Genomic DNA, 18,447 nt, shown 5'->3' on the forward strand with positions numbered 1-18,447 from the left:
GCCACGCAGGACAGGACGGAGATCCTCGCGTCGGTGGCGGTCCACGCCGGCAACTACACGCTGCCCGGCCGGGGACCCGCGTTCGTGGTCGACTTCGCCGGCGGCGCGGTCAGCACCGACCTGCTCCGGCTCGCCCGCGGCGTGCTGGAGACCGGCAAGCTGCCGCAGGACCACGCCCCCGCACACCACCCGGGCACCCGGTTCTACGAGTCCAAGCCCTCGAGGAAGGGCACCAGTTTCAAGGACGTGGCGGGCACCGCGGGTACCGGCGACTACCAGACATCCGAGCCGCTGCGCCCGACCCGTCGCGGCGTCACACGTCCCGACGTGGCACCGGATTACCAGGCCCACCTCGGCAACCAACCGGTGAACACGCCCAGCCAGGCGATCGCGCAACCGATGGACGGCACGTTCGCCGGCATCACCTACGGCATCGCCGAGGAACATCGGGTCCGGGCCGCCTACGAGTCGATCGCCGGGCGCCCGGACGCGCACGACCAGCGTTGGTGGCGCTACGTCGAGAACGAGGTCATCGGCTTCGTCCGCGACGACAACACGCCGCCGCCGGCCCACTCGCTCTACCACGCGGTCACCAGCGGATCCGGCATGGACCCGAAGGCGCTGCGCGACAGAACCCTCGCCGCGTTCGGCGACCCGGCGTTCCGGACGGCCGTCACCGCGAACGCCGTAGCGGCCGGCACCAGCCCGCAACACCTGGCCAACGCCCTGGCCGGCACCGGCTACGGCGCGAACGGCCACGCCGCGCGTTTCCTGGCCACCGCGCTGGGCCGCCCGATCGAGGTCCGGCACGTCCGGGACGGCTCGCTGATCAATCGCACCGAGACGTTCGCACCGTTCGGGGCGGCCACCGGCCGACCGGCGATCGTGGTGCACCGGCAGAAATCCGGCTGGTTCAGCACCACCGCGATCGCGCCGGGGCCGCTGCTCGCCGCCGAGTCCGACGTCGCCGAGCTGGCGGACCGGCTGGAACGCTCGACCGCGATCTCCAAACGGACCCGGGACCAGCGCAGCCCCAGCCCGGAGACCGAGGCACGGCCGGCCAAGCGCCGCGAACCGGCCGACGCGGAGATGGAACTGGTCAGCGGCCCGGCCGCCACCGGCGACGCCCAGTACACGGCGATCCGCGACCTGCTCGGCGACCCGCAGCAGCTGCCGGGCGTGACCGTGCTGATCGACGAGGCGCTCAACTTCGGTCACCAGACCGCGGGCGTCACGCTGATCGAGTCGCTGCGCAAGCTCGGCTACGACCGCGACATCACCGTGGTCGCCTCGCCGAACGTCTGGGCCAAGCTCGACACCCTGCTGCCGGCCGACATGGACGGCATCAACCGGGTCACCCAGGCCAAGTTCGACCCGGAGCGGACCTACACCGACGCACGCCAGAACCAGAACCGCCTGGTGCTCATCGGTGCGGCGGACACCCTCGACGAGGACGGCGGCGAGAACCTCCTCGACTATCTGGGCGCCGACCAGGCCATCGTGTTCAAGCCGTACGCCTGGCAGAGCACCCACCGGCTGGCGTTCAGCCGTACCGGGCCGGGCGAGGACGTCACCACGGTCGACCTGGACGAGGTCATCTCCGCGGACGCGATCTTCAACACCGACGTGCCGGCCCCGGACGCGGCCACCGTCGAGGCGACGATCCACGCCGCCCTCGATCCGAGCCCGCGCGCCGACGGCCTGGTCACGATCGCCAAGGCCGCCCTGGCCGACGAGATCGACGTGATGCCGGTCTACGGCCTGCACCGCCTCGACGACGAGCTGCGCCCCAGCGCCGGGCAGACCCTGGCCCACGGCGTGCACGAGGCCGCCCTCGGTCGTCCCGCCGTGATCCTGGAGATCAGCGACTCCCGCGTCGACTACGCCCCGGCCACCGACAACCCGCCGTGGCTCACCACCGTCGACCTGAACGCCGGCGAACAGGTCGACCTGACCGGCCTGAGCGCCGGCGACGTCGTGGTGGTCCGCACCGGTGGTCTGCCCCAGGACGTCTTCCGCACCGTCTACCAGCTCGGCTCGCTGCCCGCGGTCCTCGAAGGCGCGAACACCGCCAACCTGGTCCAGCTCATCAACCGGCCGTACTTCTCGCCCCGGCCCACCACCAGCGCCGAAGCCACCCGCTTCCCCCGGTCCGGCGACCCCGCCGCCGATGCCGCGCCGATCAGCACGCTCGGCGACGTCACCACCGCGATCCAGGCCGGCACCGACTGGTCGGTGGCGGTGAAGGAGGACGAGGACGACGGCCCGTTCGGCGCGATCGGCCGGATCGCCACCGCCACCAGCGTCCTCAAGAGCCGGGCGCGGGTGATCACCGACCCGGCCGAGGCCCACCTGACCCAGGAGGACTTCGATCGGCTGCGCCGGGCGCTGCCGGACAGCATCGAGGACGACGCCCCGCAGATCCTCGGCGACACCGCCGTGGTGGCGGCCGCTCTCGCGCACCAGCCCGCCGACGGTACGCAGTTCATGGCCGGCCAACGGCGCCGCATTCCTCTCGACCAGCAGATGATCGAGCAGTGGCAGGCCCTGCTGGACAACCGGCGCGCCGCGATGGTGGCCGAGGCGAGCGAAAAATACCGGGACCACTCAAACGCACCCAGCGACACCGCCATCACTACGATCGCCACCGCCATCACCGACCTGCGCAACCCGGACAGCGCGCTCAAGCAGTACTTCGACCGGGTCGCCACGGCCGCCCACGACCCGCAGCGTGACCAGGTCCTGCAAGGCCTGTCGCACTTCGCGGCGAGCCGGCCCGGCGCCACCCTCGGCAGCCAGAACGCCGCCCCGGCGCACACCGACGACCAGGACCGGCTGCGCGACACCGACTATCCGTTCCTGCTCGACGTCAACCCGCTGCGCGAGCAGGGCGGCGACCTGTCCACGAACTGCTACGTCGCCGCGATCGCCACCGACATGTCCCTGGCCACCGGCGGCATCGACCGCTTCCAGGCCGGCGGCGCGGTGGCCAGCCCGAGCCAATACCTGTCGAACTACGCCGGACGGCCGCTCGACACCGTGCGCGACCTCGACCAGGTCCGCGACATCCTCACCACCGCCGGACCGGGCGCCCGCGGCATCGTCACGGTCCAGCGCCACGACGGCAGCGGCCACGCGTTCAACGTGGTCCACGACCACAACGGCGTCGTCTTCCTCGACGGCCAGGCGGGGCACTTCGCGACGCTCGACCCCTCGTACGCTCGGATCAGCCTCGTCTCCACCGGCGACCAGAAGTTTCCCGCGGCCGGCCTTGATGTGCCGGCAACGCCGGCGCCGCTGACGGAACTGGTGTCCGGCGGCGTCCCGGACTTCGGAAAAACCTTCGAGGGTACGTCGGTGGGCGTCGAGATCGAGCTCTCCGGCGTGAGCACCGCCCTGGACGGCGGCTCGGCACGGGCGTTCGCCTACGTCGCGTCCAGCGACGGCACCCCGCTCGTGATGATCACCAAGGACATGTCGACCGGTGACCATCCCAGCCGGAAGAACTGGAAGACGCACACCCTGGAGCTGGTCACCTACCCGGTCGAGGTGGCCGCCGAGGCCGGCGTGGAGCTGCGCAAACAGGCCGTGCTGACCCTGCTCGACCACTTGGAGACCCACCTCGCCACCGGCGGCAGCCGCCCGCTGACCTCGACCGGCCTCGGCAACGGCCTGCAGCTGGTGGTGACCAACAAGAACCACGAGATCGGCTCCGGCGCGGCGGACGGCGAACCGGCGTCCACGAAGATCGCCATGCCGGTGACCATGCAGCAGGTCACCGTCGGCATCCGGGCCACCGACGTCGCCACCTCCGCGGAGCCGGCGGCCGCCGCCGTCCGCAACGCACCCTGGTACAACAAGGACCACGCCACGTGGGCCCGTGACGAGCTGCACACCGCGGCCCCCGGCCTCGACGTGGACCGGGTCGCCGGCGCCTACACCTACGTGATGTCGGTCATCGACTTCGTCGCCAAGCAGGTCGACGACCACAGCATCGCGATCGGCGACTACGTGCCGGCCGGCGGCCCCAGCATCACGACGCTGACCGACCCGAAGGTCAAGAACGCCTGGGTGGTGCTGCCCCGCACCAAGCCGATCACCATGGTCGGTTTGCTGCCCGACCCGGAACGGATCGAGGCCCTCAGACTGATCCGCGAGACACCCCCGCCCACGGTCAACCCGGCAGCATGGCAGGCCGCGCGCGCCTACATCGTGACCCAGAAGAACGACATCGCCGGCCACGGCATCGACGACGCCGTCATCGGCGGGGAGTCGGCGGTGCTGTTCGAACACCGCACGATCACCTCGGACGTCGCGACCTACGTGCCGTCCCGGCCGGAGCAGGTGGTCGTGATCGCCGACCCGGCCGCGACGTTCGGCGACAACCGGCGGGAGGCGGTGGCCCGCGCCGGGCGAGAGGTGTCGAGCCCGGCGAACGCGACGGACTTCGCCGACTGGATGCGCACCCAGGTCGCCGAGCACCGGGTCAACGCACCCGCGGACAAGCTGATCGCCCAGAGCGCCGTCAACCAGAAGATGACCTGGCTGGCCGCCCACCGCCCGCAGATCTGGCAGGCCATGCTCACCGAGCTGACCCCCACCACCGCACCGGCGACCATCCCGCAGGACGAGCCGGCGGCCCCGCTCGCCTCACCACCGGCCCTCGCCGCGACCGATGTACCCGTCGCTGAGACCGATGCACCCGTCGCCGCGACCGACGCACCCGTCGCTGAGACCGATGCACCCGTCGCCGCGACCGACGCTCCCGTCCTCGAGCGGGACGCGCCTGTCATCGAGCGAGAACAGCACGTCGCGCCGGCCGAGCCGGAGGCGCCGCTCGCACCGCCCGCTGAGCCGGAACAGCCGGAACCGCCGGCCGAGCCGCCCGCGGAACCGGAGCCGCTGGTTCCGCCGGTCGCGCCGGAACCCGAACCGCAGGAGCCGCCGGTGCCCCCGGCCGCGCCGGAACCGGAACCGCAGGATCCGCCTGCCGACGACGAGATCGTCGCGCCTGCCGCGCCGGTCGCCGACGACGCCCCGCCGCCCAGCGAGGCCGACACGCTGCGCGCCGCACTGCCCGGATATCTCACCCGCAACGAGTCGCTCGGCATGGCCGAGCAGATCCGGGCCACCCAGGACGCCGACATCGCCGCCCAGGTGCGCGCGCTCGCACCGACCATCACCGCGGCCACCCTGGCCGAGCTGCGCGACGACGTGCGCAACGGTCTCGGACAGTTCGTCGGCGCGCCGCGGCCCTACCCGACCATGGTCAACGGCCGGCCGGCCGAGCTGCGGGTCACCGCCACGCTGGACTTCACCGGGCTGACCCTCGACCCGCCGGCCCCCGGCGACGAGGACACCGAGCGCACCCTGGCCGGCGAGACCCGGGCCGCCTACACGAACCGCATCAAGGTCGCCCAGGACCACCACATCGAGGGCCGGGTCGGCATCGGGGTCATGCCGCCTGCCGTGTTCGGTGCCGGCCTCTCCGTGCCGACCGCGCCGAACACCAGCCAGTCCAACACCCAGACCGCCGCCTTCCGCACCACCACCGAGGTGGTCGCCGGCGGGCAGACGAAGATCACCGTGCCGGTCACCCTGACGGCCACCCTGGTGGACGCGGACGGCCGGATCATCGGGACCGGCCCAGTCACCGCCGACGGGTCGGTCGGGCTGAGCGTGGCGACCGCGCTCACCGAGCCGCCCGCCCTGCCGGCGCGCGCCGACGACGCACCGGACCTGGCCGGCGAGCCGCCGAAACGGTTCGGCGTCGAGCAGGCCACCGCCCGGACCGCAGCCGCCGACGGCACCTACTTCGAGCAGGTCGAGACGCTGCTCGGCGAGCTGGGTCTCGGCGACGTGACCCGGATCGGCGCGCCCGGCCGTACCGTGCTGCAGCAGATGTTCAGCGACACCGGGCTGGCCGGCAACCTGAGCCGGTCGGTCGCCTACGACACCACCGATCCGCACAAGGGCTGGGTGACCTCCGACCCGCTGCTGCGGGCGCCGAAGGGCTGGCGACGGTTGTTCCCGGGCAAGGACCGGGCGATCCAATACCGTACGGTCGCCCGGCAGGTCCAGGTGGTCGACGAGATCGACGAGGCCGAACACCACGACGACTCGCGGATGGACGTCACCGGCACGGCAGGCACCTCGGCCGAGCGGCAGTGGGGCGGCTACGTGATGGCCGGTGTCGGAGCCGACGCGGCGCCGATCGCGTTCGTGGTCGGGCCGAAGGTCGGCGTGACCCGGCGCGGCGCGCACAAGCAGGAGATCGCCGAGCGGGTGTCCACCACCAAGCGGGTCACCGCCAAGGGCCCCGCGGTGCGCTACCAGACCGTCTACGAGCTGCAGGTCCGCGTGATCGGGCACCCGCCGCGGTTCCTGGCCGGCCGGCTCGACGCGCTGCAGTGGACCACCCGGGACCGGGCACACCACACCCCGCTCTACCCGGACGACACCGGCTGGCAGGGCCGTACCGGCACGAACCGCACCCACTTCGGCCCGGCCCAGCTGGAGCAGGGCACCTCGTTCGGCGGCGCGATCGTCAACGACCTCAGCGGCGGCGACAAGGTGTACGACTCGCTGCTGCAGGTGCTGCGCAACGTACCCGGGAACAAGGGTCTGCGGGTCGACGAGGACACCTTCCTCAAGCAGTTCGGCGACCCGACGCTGGCCCGCGGCCTGACCGCGGGCGTGCAGGCGATCCTGTCCCGGGACTCGGCGGCGCGCACCAAGCTGTCCAACCGCCAGCTGCGCTACCTGCTAGACCGGATCGTCGGCCCGGGCCTGGAGCTCCCGCTGATCAAGCAGGGCAAGCTGCACGACTACACCACCGTCGTGACGGTCCGCGGCACCCTGGACGGTCTCTCCGACGGCGAGCTGGCCGACCGCGGCACGATCGAGACCGACGCCAAACGCAAGATCGTCGCCGGGGCCGGCGGCGGCAAGGACACCAGCACCACCCTCGACGTCGGCGTCGACGCGACGGTGATGGGCCCGGTCGGCACCGCGGGCGGCGCGCTGTTCGGCGGCCCGCGGGTGTCGCACACCTGGGTCAAGGGCAACGACATCGGCGTCGAACGGCGCGCCGCCGTCGACTCCCGCACTGGGCCGGCGCTGACCGAGGACGGCGACGTCGGCACCGTGCCGATGCGCGAGTTCGCTGGAACCCTGCAGGTCACCGCGCAGACCCGCTCGTCGGTACGGCTCAACGCGAACGCCCGGCGGCTGAGCCTCGGCACACCCGGCCGGCACCTGCCCGACGTGGTCGCGGCCGGTGGCACCGCGCCCACGACGTTCCCGCTGAAGCTGCGCTTCCTGGTGCCCGAGCACCGGGTGAGCACCACCGCGCCGCCGGCCGCGCCGGTGGTGGCACCGGCCAACCAGGCGCCGATCGTGGACCCGGCACCGCTCAACGAGATCACCGGCGGCTACCCGAACGACCTGGACGGCGCCCGGATCGAGTCGTTCGTCGGGCTGGAACACCTGCAGGAGGCGGTGCGCGAGACGCTCGTCGACGCCGCCCAGGACCCGATCTTCCGGTTCCCGGACGGCCGGATCTCCGCCGCGATCGGTGAGGTGCTCTCGCCGGAGCGGCTGACCGGGCACCCCGAGGTGTTCAGCAAGCCGGTCACGCTGGCGAACCTGACCCACTCGCGGCGGGCCGCGGACGCGATCGGCGACGCGAAGGTCCGGCTGCGCCCGACCAACCCCCGGATCCTGGCCCCCGCCGAATACGAGAAGGCCCGCCAGGGCCGCTCCGGCGGGACGAGCAGCCGGTCGCGGCACGGCTGGGCGGTCGACGCGAGCGTGTCGGCCGGCGCCTTCGCCGCGATCAGCGGGCCGGCCACCGACCGCGGCGACCACACCTCCGAGGGCAGCGCCCGGCTCGCCGCCTCGCTCACCCCGTGGCAGCGCACCTGGGGCAAGGTGACCGAGAAGGTGCTCGCCGGGCGCGCCAAGCTGCGCACCGACCCGGGCCCGCAGCGCCGGGTACTGGTGCAGGTCGACGTCGAGGCCGAGATCGTCGCGGAGGCCCGCCACGCCAGCAACCTCGACCTGTTCGGCCTCGGCCGGCCGACGACCGGCCGCGCGGGCCAGCAGTTCACCATGCCGGACGCGGTGCTGATCTGGCTGACCGAGGACCAGGTGCACCGGATGCGCGCCGCCGACCTCGCCCGCGACGGCGAGACCGCCGACCGGGCCCTGCGGCAGCAGCACCTCCAGGAGACCGAGGCCCAACAGCACGACGAACGCACGCAACGGCAACGCCAGCTCGCCGAGCACGCCACCCAGCTGGCCGCACTCGGTGCCGGCCCGGCCCGCGACGCGCTGCTGCAGCGGCAGGCCACCCAGGTCCAGGACCTGACCCAGCGACAGGTCCAGCGGCGGACCACGCTGCTCGCCCGCCAGCAGGGCGAGCAGGCGGCGGCCCAGCAGCACCACGCCGGCCGGGTCGCGGCGCTGGCCGGGCTCGCCCCGGCGGCCGTTCCGGTCACCCCGCCGGCCCGGCAGCTGCCACCGGTGGGGCTCACCGGGGCGGGCACCGTGTCGTACGGAATCGGCGGTGTCGCCTCGACGATCGACCTCAGTGACCAGATCGCACCGCTGCGCCGACGCCTCGCCACGGAGCTGGGTGAGCCGATCGCGAACGCGCTGCTGCCCGACTCCCCCGGCGCGCAGCCGCACGACAACGTCCGGGCGCTGCAGAGCTTCCTGGCCGACGCGCACCACCACGCCGGCAGCGCGGCCAACGGCGGGCAGAGCCTGCCGCTGCGCCTCGAAGGACGCTGGAAGGGGCACACCTACCACGCGACGCTGAGCGCGGCGTTCGTCACCGAGCCCACTTTCGACCGCATCGAGCACGTCGACGAGCTGTCGGTCACCGACCGGGCCACCTCGACGCTGGCGACCACCAACTCCCGGGGCCGCACCCTCGCCTCGGTGGCACTGACCGTGGTGGGCCAGGGCGCCGGCACCCACCAGCCGACCGGTGCCGAGCTGACCCAGACCACCGGCACCGGGCCGGGCACGATGGCCGGCGGTGGTGGCGTCCAGGCGTCCGCCGCGCTCGGTACCAAGAACACCAAGTCCACCGCGTCGATCACCCGTGATCAGAAGCAGTCGCTGAGCGTGTCCGGGCCGATCGCCACCTACCGTGGCAGCCTGCGGGTCGACCTGACCGTGACCGGCGCCGGCCTGCCCGCCGACGGCGTCGCGGTCAGCGACACCCGGGTCGTCGACGTGCACCAGCACCCCGGCGCCAGCCGGCCGGCCGGGCCGCTGGGCGTGGCCCACCGGGTCCGCCGGGTGCGACCGAACCGGCTCGGCGACGACAGCCGGCAACGGTGGCGCGACGCGGCCGGACACGACACGCTGCCCGAGCCGGGCCGGTTCGCGGTCGAGCACGTCTTCGCCGACCTGACCGTCCTGCACCGGGCCGCCGAGCAGGCGCTCGTCGCGTCCGGTGCGGCGATCGACGAGAACGTCCGGACCGCGATCCGCAACGGCATCACCACCTCGACGGTCAAGGCCGGCCTGGCGATCATGTCGGACGGCCGGTTCCTGCTGCCGCTGCCGGCGGCGCTGGGCCGCGACCTGATCCTCGACGCGCGGTTGTTGTCCGGGCCCCGGTTCGCCGGCGCGGACGCCGACATCGACCTCGAGGGCTCGGCCGGGACGCTGCGCAGCGACACGGTCGAGCGCACCGCCGGCCACCGGTTCGGCATCCGCACCCAGATGCCGATCATCGCCGGCGGCGTGAACCACCCGCACGGCGCGAAGGCGGTCGGCCCGGACGACCTGCAGGCGCGGCACCCGTTCGGCGCGGTGAACGACCGCAACCACCTGGAACAGCCGCTCTACGCGACCACACCGGACCGGATGCGCAAGGGCGTGGCGACCCGCCGCGACGACGGTGACCCGGTGGCGGACCTGCCGGTCGAGGACCAGGACACCGACGACCCGGTCACCCGCGGGCTGTCATATGGGGTCGCGTTCCGGTTCATCGCGCGCTCGCACTCCACCAGTGGCGGGCAGCCCCGGCACCAGGCCGGGATCGAGCTGACCGTGGACGACGCGGTGTCGGTGCGGATGGACGACGCGTCCGCCCTGGCCCGGACCGGGGAGGCGCTGCCGCCGGCGCTGCGGGAGGCCGCGATCGCCGTCGCCGAGCAGGGCACCGCCTGGACCGCCGCGATCCGGCGGCGGGCCGGGCTGGCCGCCCAGCCTGCGCCGGACCCGGTCGCGCTCGCCGAGGCCGACACCGCGATCACCACCGCCGAGACGGCGTGGTGGGACGCGCGCGCCACCCACGACCGCGAGCTGGCCGCGGTCCACACCCCACAACCCGCGCCACTGCCCCCGGCCGCCCCGCCAATCCCGCCGCCGGACGCACCGGTGGTCCTGCCCGTGGTCCTGCCGCCGGACGTGCCGGTGGTCCTGCCCGTGGTCCTGCCCGTGGTCCTGCCACCGGACGTGCCGGTGGTCCTGCCCCGGGCCGAGCCGCCGGTGCCGTCGGCGACGCCGCCGCTCGCGCCGCCCTTCGTGCCGGGAGCCCGGACGTTCGTGCCGAATTCCCTGGCGCCGGTGCCGGAGGAACCAGAAACCCCGGCGCCTGAGCCGATCACGCCTCCCATCCCGCCGCTTGAGGCGGTCGCGCCTGCCAGCACGCCGGAGATTCCAGAAATGCCGGAATCGCCGGAAACCGACCGCTGGGCGACCCCGGACGGCACGGTCGTGCGTACCGGCCCCGGCACCTACACCGCGAACGGCACCCCGCAACTCCCCGGCCCGGCAGCCACACCCGCACCGCCCCACCTCGCCCGGGTCTTCGACTCGTGGGACACGACCGGCGGCGGTCAGTTCACCCCCGACCACCCGCTCCTCTCCGCCGGTGACGAGATGTCCCGCGCGCTCGCCTACCTCGACGCCGGCACCCCCGTGCTCACCACCGGCACCGAAGAGCTCGACGTCTACGACACGGAAGCCGGCCCCGTGGTCCCGCTGACCTACCGCACCGACGGCCGGTGGATCTGGACCGACGCGGCCGCCTACTACCTGCGCACCTACGCTCTGAGCCCGGACGAACGACTGCTCGCCGACCTGCGAGCCCGCGACTATCACCACCCGCCGGTCGACCCGGCCGCCGCGCGGCGTGCGCTGGCCCAGCTGATCGGTGACCCCCAGGAGGACAGCCCATGACCTACGTGTTCGCCCCGTCCCCACCGGGCGCCCCCGCGTTCGGCGCACCCGGCGCACCGGTCCTCGACCTGGTCGGCCGTTCGTCGGTGCTCGACGACGCGGACCGGGCCGCGGTCACCGCCGTCGCCGCGCTCCCGGGCGCGATCGCACTCTGGCGCTCCTGGCAGCTCGACGGACCGACCCGCGTCTACGTGCTGGCCACCACCGGAAAACCCCCCGCGTTCCCGGCACACTGCTACACGCCCGGCGACGACCTTTCACCGTACGTCCGGGCAGCCCGCCGCTCGTCCGCGCTGCTCTGGACCGCCGCCGACGCCCCGCCGCTGCGCCTGGCCCAGGTTTTCGACGCCGACGGCGGTTTCGCCCCGGACCACGAACGACTCGACGGCCCCGGCCGTGACCACGTGCTCGCCTACCTGACCGCGGGCGCCGCCGTGCTCGGCACCACCGACCGCGGCACCGACGTCGTCGACCCGGAACGCGGCGCGGTCGTCCCGCTCGACCTGCGTACCGATGGGCGGTGGATCTGGCCCGACATGGTCACCTACTACCTGCGCGAGCACGGCCTGGCCCCGGAGCCGGACCTGCTCGCCGCCATCCGCGCGGCCGCCGCGCCACCGGCCGTCGACCCGGTCGGCGAGCACCGCGCGCTCGCCGCGCTGTTCCAGTCGGGCGCGCTGTCACCGGCCGGGAGCGCCTGATGCTGCTGATCGACCCGGAATGGTCCGACGCCACGGACGACGACGACACGCCGCCCGCGGAGGCGGTGCTCGGCGAGTGGGCCGAGGGCCCGGACGGCGCGCTCGGCCCGTTCCGCCCCAACCCGGACTACCGGCCGCGGTTCGAGAACTCGCCGGTCGACCCGCTCGACGCGGTGATCCGGCTGGCCATGCACGGTGACGCCGAACTCGACCAGGTGCTCACCATGCTCGGCGGCAGCCTGGTCGAGATGGCGTTCAACGGCGACGGCCGGCCGCTGCTCGCCCACTCCCCCGACGACCGGCTGTGCGTGCTGATCGCGTCCAGCCCGGCGCACCGGCGGCAGCTGTTCGCGCCGCAGTGGCGCGAGGTGACCCTCGCTGACCTGCTGGCGGCACTGCCCGACGACGCCGACGTGCTGGTCAACCCGGGCGGGCCGGCGTGGGTGCGGCTGGCCGGCGACTTCATTCGTACCGTCTCATGACCATCTTCGTGTCGGTGGCCGCCTACCGTGACCCGCAGCTGGTCCCGACCGTGCAGGACTGCCTGGCCAAGGCGGACCGGCCGGACGAGATCCGGGTCGTGGTGTGCTGGCAGCACCACGGCGACGAGGACGTGTCGGCGATCGCCGCCGACCCGCGTGTGCAGCTGATCGACCGGGATGCCCGGGACAGCCGCGGCGCCTGCTGGGCCCGCGCCCAGATCATGGCCGAGTACGCCGGCGAGGACTGGTTCTTCCAGGTCGACAGCCACACCCGGTTCGCGGCCGGCTGGGACTCCCGGCTGATCGAGCTGGCCGCCCGCACCGGCGCCGCCAAGCCGCTGATCACGTGTTATCCGCCCACCTACGACCCGACCGGCGACCAGCCGCCCGGCGACGTGCCGGCCGAACTGGTCATCGAGGGGTGGTCCGACGCCGGCCTGCCGATCATGGGGCAGCGCACCATCGAGGACTGGGAGAACCAGGACGGTACGGTGCCGGCCCGGTTCCTGGGCGCCTGCTTCCTGTTCGCGCCCGGCTCGTTCGCCCGCGAGGTCCTCTACGACCCGGCCATCTACTTCCAGGGCGAGGAGATCCTGCTGGCCGCGCGCGCCTACACCGCCGGGTACGACCTGTTCCACCCGGCCGAGGTGCTGGCCTGGCACTACTACCTCCGCCAGGACAGTCCGCGGCACTGGGACGACCACGCCGCCGACGGCACCGACGCGAGCTGGTACGAACTCGACCGGGCCAGCCACCGCCGGGTCCTCACCAAGCTGTACTTCCCGGAGGTCGGCCACCTGGCGATGGGCCGGCACCGCACGCTCGCCGCCTACCAGGAGTACGCCGGCGTCGACTTCGTCGCCCGCAAGTGGACACGACCCGCCACGGTCACGGGCGACCGTACGCCTCCAGCAGCCGCAACCACACCTCACTGACGGTCGGATACGCCGGCACCGCGTGCCACAGCCGGTCGATCGGCACCTCGCCCACGATCGCGATCGTCGCGGCGTGCAGCAGCTCGGCGACGTCCGGGCCGACGAACGTGACCCCGACGATCACCTTGCGCTGCTCGTCGACGACCATCCGCGCGTGGCCCCGATAGCCGTCCGCGTGCAGCTTGGCGCCGGCGACCGCACCGAGGTCGTAGTCCACCACGCGTACCGTCAGCCCGGCGCGTTGCGCGGCCGCCGCGGTCAGACCCACCGAGGCGACCTCCGGCTCGGTGAAGACCACCTGCGGCACCGCCCGCTCGTCGGCGGTGGCCGCGTGCTTGCCCCACGGCCCGTCCTCGACCTCCGCGCCACCGGCCCGCGCCACGATCACGTCACCGACCGCCCGAGCCTGGTACTTGCCCTGATGCGTCAGCAGCACCCGCCGGTTCACGTCACCGGCTGCGTAGAGCCAGTCGACGCCACGGACCCGCAGCGTCTCGTCCACCTCGAGCCAGTCCCCCGGCGTACGCCCGATCGTCTCCAGGCCCAGCTCGGCGGTGTTCGGCACCCGCCCGATCGCGACCAGCACCTCGTCGGCCTCGACCATCTCGCCGTCGGTCAGCGTGAGCCGCACCGCCCCGCCGTCCCGCTGCACGGCGGTGACCTCCGCGCCGAGCCGCACCGTCACTCCGGCCTCGCGCAGCGCCGCGGTCACCCGCTCCCCGGCGAACGGCTCGGCGGCGGGCAGGATCCCGTCGCGGGCCAGCACGGTGACCGCGCTGCCGAGCCCGCTGAACGCGGTCGCCATCTCACCGGCCACCACACCCCCGCCGATGATCGCCAGCCGGGCCGGCACCGTCGCGGCGGCCGCCGCCTCCCGGCTGGTCCACGGTGCCGCCTCGCGCAGCCCGGGCAGGTCCGGCAGCAGCGCCGCGGTCCCGGTCGCGACGACCACGGCGTGCCGCGCGGTCAGCGTGGTCACCGTCCCGTCGGCGCCGGTCACCTCGACGACCCGGTCGGCGGTGATCCGCCCGTGGCCGCGGTGCAGCGTGATCCCGGCCGAGGCCAGCCACGCGGTCTGCCCGTCGTCCTTCCAGTGCGAGGCGAAGTCGTCCCGGCGGCGCAACACCGCTGCCGGGTCGAGGTCGCCGGTCACCGCCTGACTCGCTCCAGGAAGATTTCGTACGGCCCGGAGCGCGGCCGCGCTGCGCAACAGCGCCTTGGTCGGCATGCACGCCCAGTACGAGCACTCCCCGCCGACCAGCTCCCGCTCGACGATCGCGGCGGTCAGCCCGCCCCGCACCACCCGGTCGGCGACGTTCTCCCCGACCGGTCCCGCTCCGATGACGATCACGTCGTACGACATGGGGTTCATTGTCAGACGGTCCGGCGCAGGCGCAGGGCCGAGATGAGGAAGAAGACGCCGCCGGGGATGGCGTAGCCGGCGATGTTGGTCAGGGCCGGGTCGGCCGCACCGGCCGCGGTGACGAACGAACTGCCGGCCAGCACCGAGATGCCACCGCTGAGGATCATCGGCCACTGACCGCCCATGCCCCGCCGGCGCACCCCGACCAGCAGCTGCACCAGACCGGCCACGATCGCCCAGGCGCCCCACACCCGCAGCACCGCCGGGATCCCGGACGACGTCGCGACGGCCACCCCGACCGCGGTGAGCGCGCTGACCGCGATGTTCACGTAGAGCAGCACCGGCGACCCGGCGCTCCGCGACGACCGGGCGTCGACGACCGCGGCCGCCACGTCGAACAGCGGGTAGATCACCAGCAGCACGACCGCGAGCGGCCCGAGGTGGGTGGCGGTCGTGAACATCACGAGGGCCCAGACGATCGCGAACCCGAACCGGACGAAATACAGCCGGCGCAGGGCGTCGGGAGCGGTGCTCACGTGCGGCTTGGCGGTGGTGGTCATGCGACTTCCCTTGGTAGAACGAACGTTCTGTCTCCGCAAACAATGCGGGTCCGCTCGCCGCTTGTCAAGACCGAACGTTCTATCCGCTACCATGGCCGCATGAAGCGCAGCGACGCCGAGACCCGGCCCTCCGAGGCCCGCGACCGCCTGCTCGGCACGGCCAGCCGCATCTTCTACGCCGAGGGCATCCACTCCGTCGGCGTCGACCGCATCATCGCGGAGGCCCAGGTCACCCGGGCCACGTTCTACCGGCACTACCCCGGCAAGGAAGACCTGGTCCTGGCGTATCTGCACGCCTCACACGAGATCGAGCGCGCCGCCGTCGAGGCCGCCGTGGCGAGCGGGCAGCCGCCGGTCGAGATCCTGCGAGCGATCGCCGGCGGCATCGCCCAGTACATCCGGTCCCCCGGCTTCCGCGGCTGCGCCTTCCTCAACGCGGTCGCCGAGTATTCCGACCCGGCCAACCCGGTCCACCAGGCCGTGACCGACCACCGCCAGTGGTTCCTGGACACCATCACCACGCTGATGTCCGGCGCCACCCCCACCGCCCGCCACTTCGTCCTGCTCCGCGACGGCGCCATGGTGTCCGGCTGCCTCTCCGACCCGGCCCCGGTCAGCGAAACGTTCCTGCAAGCCGTCGAGAGCCTGCTCCAGACCCACCCGACCACCCAGCCCACCTGAGAAACCGCGGGCCGGTCACCGCCACCGGCGGTCCGGGCACATCCGCGACACCAATCCCAGCCTGGAACGCAGCGCGCCGCCCGCTCCCGGCGCCATCAGCCCCTCGCGAGCGTCAGACCTTCCCTGCCGTACCGTGCCCTCCTGGCTGGTCCTGGTCACTCAGTGAGTGAGCGGCCCCGCCGTCACGGTCGTCGAGCTCGTCCATCCAGCGGCGCCGGAGCACCGTAGGGACGTCTCCGGTCGACGCCTCCCGGACCAGGTCCAGTTCCGCCGCGGTCAGCGGCAGAGCCGGGAACGCCCGCCCGACCGCGGTGGCGAACGCCGAGCCACGCCGAGCCAGACCCGGGGAAACCTCGAGGTAGGCCGGGAGGTAGGGCGCCACCAGCTCCCGCTGCGACGGCGACCAGAGCCCGGCCGCGAGCGCCCCGAACCGGCGCACGGAAATGCCGGCGTCCCCGGTCATCGCGGCCCAGGCCTGTGCCTTGGCCACGGCGCTGGGCCGGGCGGCCAGCGCGGTGAGAGCGCCGAGTGCACCCGTGGCGGTGCCGTCGCGCCGCCGCTCGGCTTCGATCCCCGGCGCGTCGATGCCGCCCAGTTCGGCCAGCCGGTGCACGACCGCCCAGCGCAGATCCGGTAGCAGCGGCACACCGAGATCGGTGGCGTCAACGTCCAGCCAGCGCCGCAGCAGCGCGATGTCGGTGGTGGTCCGGGCCAGCCCGGCGGCCAGGGCGAGCTGCCGGTCGGGCTCGCCGGAGGGTACGCAGGCCGCGGCGATCATCTCGAGCGCGCCGGGCACCGACCTACGGCGTACCAGTTCGTCGAGGGCTCGGTTGAGGGCCGCGGTCACCAGCGTGGGTGATGACTCGCGAGGCAACTGCCCGGGCAGCAGCCTCTCGATCGGCACGGTGGCCCACAACACCGCTCGGACAAGCGGGTCAGCCAGATCGGCCAGCCCGTTCGCCACCACATCGGACGAGAGCTCGTCGAGCTCGATCCGGGCGAAGGTCTCGCCGTGCGAGTTCGGCACCACCACCAGCCCGGCCCAGTCCGGCAACGTCACCGGCTCCGCCTCGAGATCGATCAGACGCGAGCCGACCGGCGCCAACTCCGGGGTGTACGCGGTGACGGTGAACCGGTGCGGCCGGACGCCGTCACGGGTCAGCACCGGCACGCCGTCGTCGCCGCGGGTGACCCGGATCGTGTCGTGACCCGCCGTCCGCAGCCACACCGCGGCCCAGGCGTGCACGTCGCGCGGCGAGGCGGCGTCGAGCGCGGACAGCAGGTCGTCGAGGGTGGCGTTGGCGAAACGGTGCCGGGTGAGGTGCGCGTTCACGCCGGCGAGGAAGTCGTTCTCCCCCAGCCAGGTCACCAACTGCCGGATCACCGCGTTGCCCTTGCCGTACGAGATCTCGTCGAAGACGGTCCGGCCGGTGGCCACATCCGGGACGTCCTCGGCGGCCGGGGCGACCGGGTGTGTCGAGCGCCGCCGGTCGGCCCGGTAGGCGCCGGGTTTGTGGGCCGCCTCGAACGACACCCGGGTGCCGGGGAAACCGGCCGCGGTCTCGGCGACCTGGAAGCCCATGTAGTCCGCAAAAGACTCGTTGAGCCAGGCGTCCTCCCACCAGACGGGGGAGACCAGATTGGCGAACCACATGTGCGACATCTCGTGCGCGATCACCATGGCCCGGCGCCGGCGGTCGTCGTCGGTGGCCCGCCCTCGAGGCAGCATCGACTCGTTGAACGTCACACAGCCCGGGTTCTCCATCGCGCCCCAGTTCAGCTCCGGCACGAACACCTGGTCGTAGGAGTCGAACGCGTACGGCTCGGTGAAGATCTCCGCGTAGTGGTCAAAGCAGAGTTCGGTGACCCGGCGTAGCTCGGCGGCGTCCCGGTCCAGGTCGGCGGCGAGCGAGCGACGGCAATGCCAGCCCATCGGCAGGCCGCGGTGCTGCCAGCGCACCGAGTGGTACGGCCCGGCCGCCACCACCAGCTGGTCGCACGGGATCGGCGGGGTAGCGGCGAACGCGGTGCCCGTGATCGGCAGCGCGTTCGTGAGAACGGTCCACGCCGGGTCAGCGGTGACGGTCAGGGTGATCGGGCTCTTGAGGTCCAGCTGGTCGAAGCAGGCGAACAGCCGCTGGGTGGCATCCAGGCCGAGGTAGGCGCCGACATACCGTTCGCCGTCGACCGGGTCGGTGAAGGCGTGCAGGCCTTCACCGTCGGCGACGTACCGCAGCCGGGCGTCGACGACCACCTCGTGCTTGCCGGGGGCGAGACCGGCGAGCGGGATGCGCCTGCCGTCGTACCCGGTCGTGACGACATCGCCGTCGATCGTGACCTGCAACTGCTCGGCCTGGTGCAGCTCGAGGAAGGTGTCGCCGCCCCGTGTGTCGAACCGCACGGTGACCCGGCTGCGGAAGGTGTCCGTCGCCGTGATGTCGAGCGCCAGGTCGTAGGAGACATCGGCGAGCAGGGCGGCCCGGCGGCGTGCCTCATCCAGGGTCAGCGACATCCCGCCAC

8 protein-coding genes (1 of these 8 running past the window's edge) are annotated in these 18,447 nt (G+C 73.2%); 5 read left to right on the forward strand and 3 right to left on the reverse strand.

Annotated elements, in window-relative coordinates:
• The 4 genes in view from Apa02nite_RS28495 to Apa02nite_RS28510 are tightly spaced (each overlapping or abutting the next) and all read left to right on the forward strand, a layout consistent with a single transcriptional unit that may run on beyond the window.
• Positions 1 to 11,205, forward strand: the 3' portion of a protein-coding gene (locus tag Apa02nite_RS28495; RefSeq protein WP_203827741.1) for an actin cross-linking domain-containing toxin. The gene continues 17,580 nt to the left of window position 1, outside the view; 11,205 of the gene's 28,785 nt are visible here — the last part of the coding sequence; its start codon lies beyond the left edge, outside the window; it ends in the stop codon at positions 11,203 to 11,205.
• Positions 11,202 to 11,906: a hypothetical protein gene (locus tag Apa02nite_RS28500; protein ID WP_203827742.1), complete on the forward strand. Its 705-nt coding sequence runs from the start codon at positions 11,202 to 11,204 to the stop codon at positions 11,904 to 11,906. The genes Apa02nite_RS28495 and Apa02nite_RS28500 overlap by 4 nt, the downstream gene beginning before the upstream one ends.
• Entirely contained in the window at positions 11,906 to 12,388 is a 483-nt protein-coding gene (locus Apa02nite_RS28505; RefSeq protein ID WP_203827743.1) for a type VII secretion system-associated protein, read from the forward strand. The genes Apa02nite_RS28500 and Apa02nite_RS28505 overlap by 1 nt, the downstream gene beginning before the upstream one ends.
• Positions 12,385 to 13,323, forward strand: coding sequence for a GlcNAc-transferase family protein (locus tag Apa02nite_RS28510; RefSeq protein WP_203827744.1), 939 nt, complete (start codon positions 12,385 to 12,387; stop codon positions 13,321 to 13,323). Before Apa02nite_RS28505 ends, Apa02nite_RS28510 begins: the two co-directional genes overlap by 4 nt.
• Here the strand turns inward: Apa02nite_RS28510 and Apa02nite_RS28515 are convergent.
• Together Apa02nite_RS28515 and Apa02nite_RS28520 are read right to left on the reverse strand one after the other, a co-directional pair.
• Positions 13,277 to 14,686 carry a dihydrolipoyl dehydrogenase family protein gene (locus Apa02nite_RS28515; RefSeq protein ID WP_307871989.1) on the reverse strand — a complete coding sequence of 470 codons (1,410 nt, stop codon included), beginning with the start codon at positions 14,684 to 14,686 and terminating at the stop codon, positions 13,277 to 13,279. The genes Apa02nite_RS28510 and Apa02nite_RS28515 overlap by 47 nt on opposite strands.
• Before the next feature lie 11 nt (positions 14,687 to 14,697).
• Complete coding sequence (locus tag Apa02nite_RS28520; protein ID WP_203827746.1) at positions 14,698 to 15,246, reverse strand: hypothetical protein; 549 nt, start codon at positions 15,244 to 15,246, stop codon at positions 14,698 to 14,700.
• A gap of 99 nt (positions 15,247 to 15,345) precedes the next feature.
• On the opposite strand from Apa02nite_RS28520, the gene Apa02nite_RS28525 reads away from it, so the two are divergent.
• Positions 15,346 to 15,927, forward strand: coding sequence for a TetR/AcrR family transcriptional regulator (locus Apa02nite_RS28525; protein ID WP_203827747.1), 582 nt, complete (start codon positions 15,346 to 15,348; stop codon positions 15,925 to 15,927).
• Positions 15,928 to 16,039: 112 nt separating this feature from the next.
• Here Apa02nite_RS28525 and pepN read toward each other — a convergent pair whose 3' ends face one another.
• Positions 16,040 to 18,439 (reverse strand): aminopeptidase N, encoded by a 2,400-nt coding sequence (gene pepN, locus Apa02nite_RS28530; protein WP_203827748.1) that lies wholly within the window; start codon positions 18,437 to 18,439, stop codon positions 16,040 to 16,042.
• Positions 18,440 to 18,447: the final 8 nt, after the last annotated feature.

The sequence above is a fragment of the Actinoplanes palleronii genome (assembly GCF_016862315.1).
GTDB classification, from domain to species: Bacteria; Actinomycetota; Actinomycetes; order Mycobacteriales; family Micromonosporaceae; genus Actinoplanes; species Actinoplanes palleronii.

Coding starts and splice junctions, on each gene's coding strand:
- Apa02nite_RS28500 (WP_203827742.1), top strand. CDS start 11,202: ATGACCTACGTGTTCGCCCCGTCCCCACCGGGCGCCCCCGCGTTCGGC.
- Apa02nite_RS28505 (WP_203827743.1), top strand. CDS start 11,906: ATGCTGCTGATCGACCCGGAATGGTCCGACGCCACGGACGACGACGAC.
- Apa02nite_RS28510 (WP_203827744.1), top strand. CDS start 12,385: ATGACCATCTTCGTGTCGGTGGCCGCCTACCGTGACCCGCAGCTGGTC.
- Apa02nite_RS28515 (WP_307871989.1), bottom strand. CDS start 14,686: ATGTCGTACGACGTGATCGTCATCGGAGCGGGACCGGTCGGGGAGAAC.
- Apa02nite_RS28520 (WP_203827746.1), bottom strand. CDS start 15,246: ATGACCACCACCGCCAAGCCGCACGTGAGCACCGCTCCCGACGCCCTG.
- Apa02nite_RS28525 (WP_203827747.1), top strand. CDS start 15,346: ATGAAGCGCAGCGACGCCGAGACCCGGCCCTCCGAGGCCCGCGACCGC.
- pepN (WP_203827748.1), bottom strand. CDS start 18,439: ATGTCGCTGACCCTGGATGAGGCACGCCGCCGGGCCGCCCTGCTCGCC.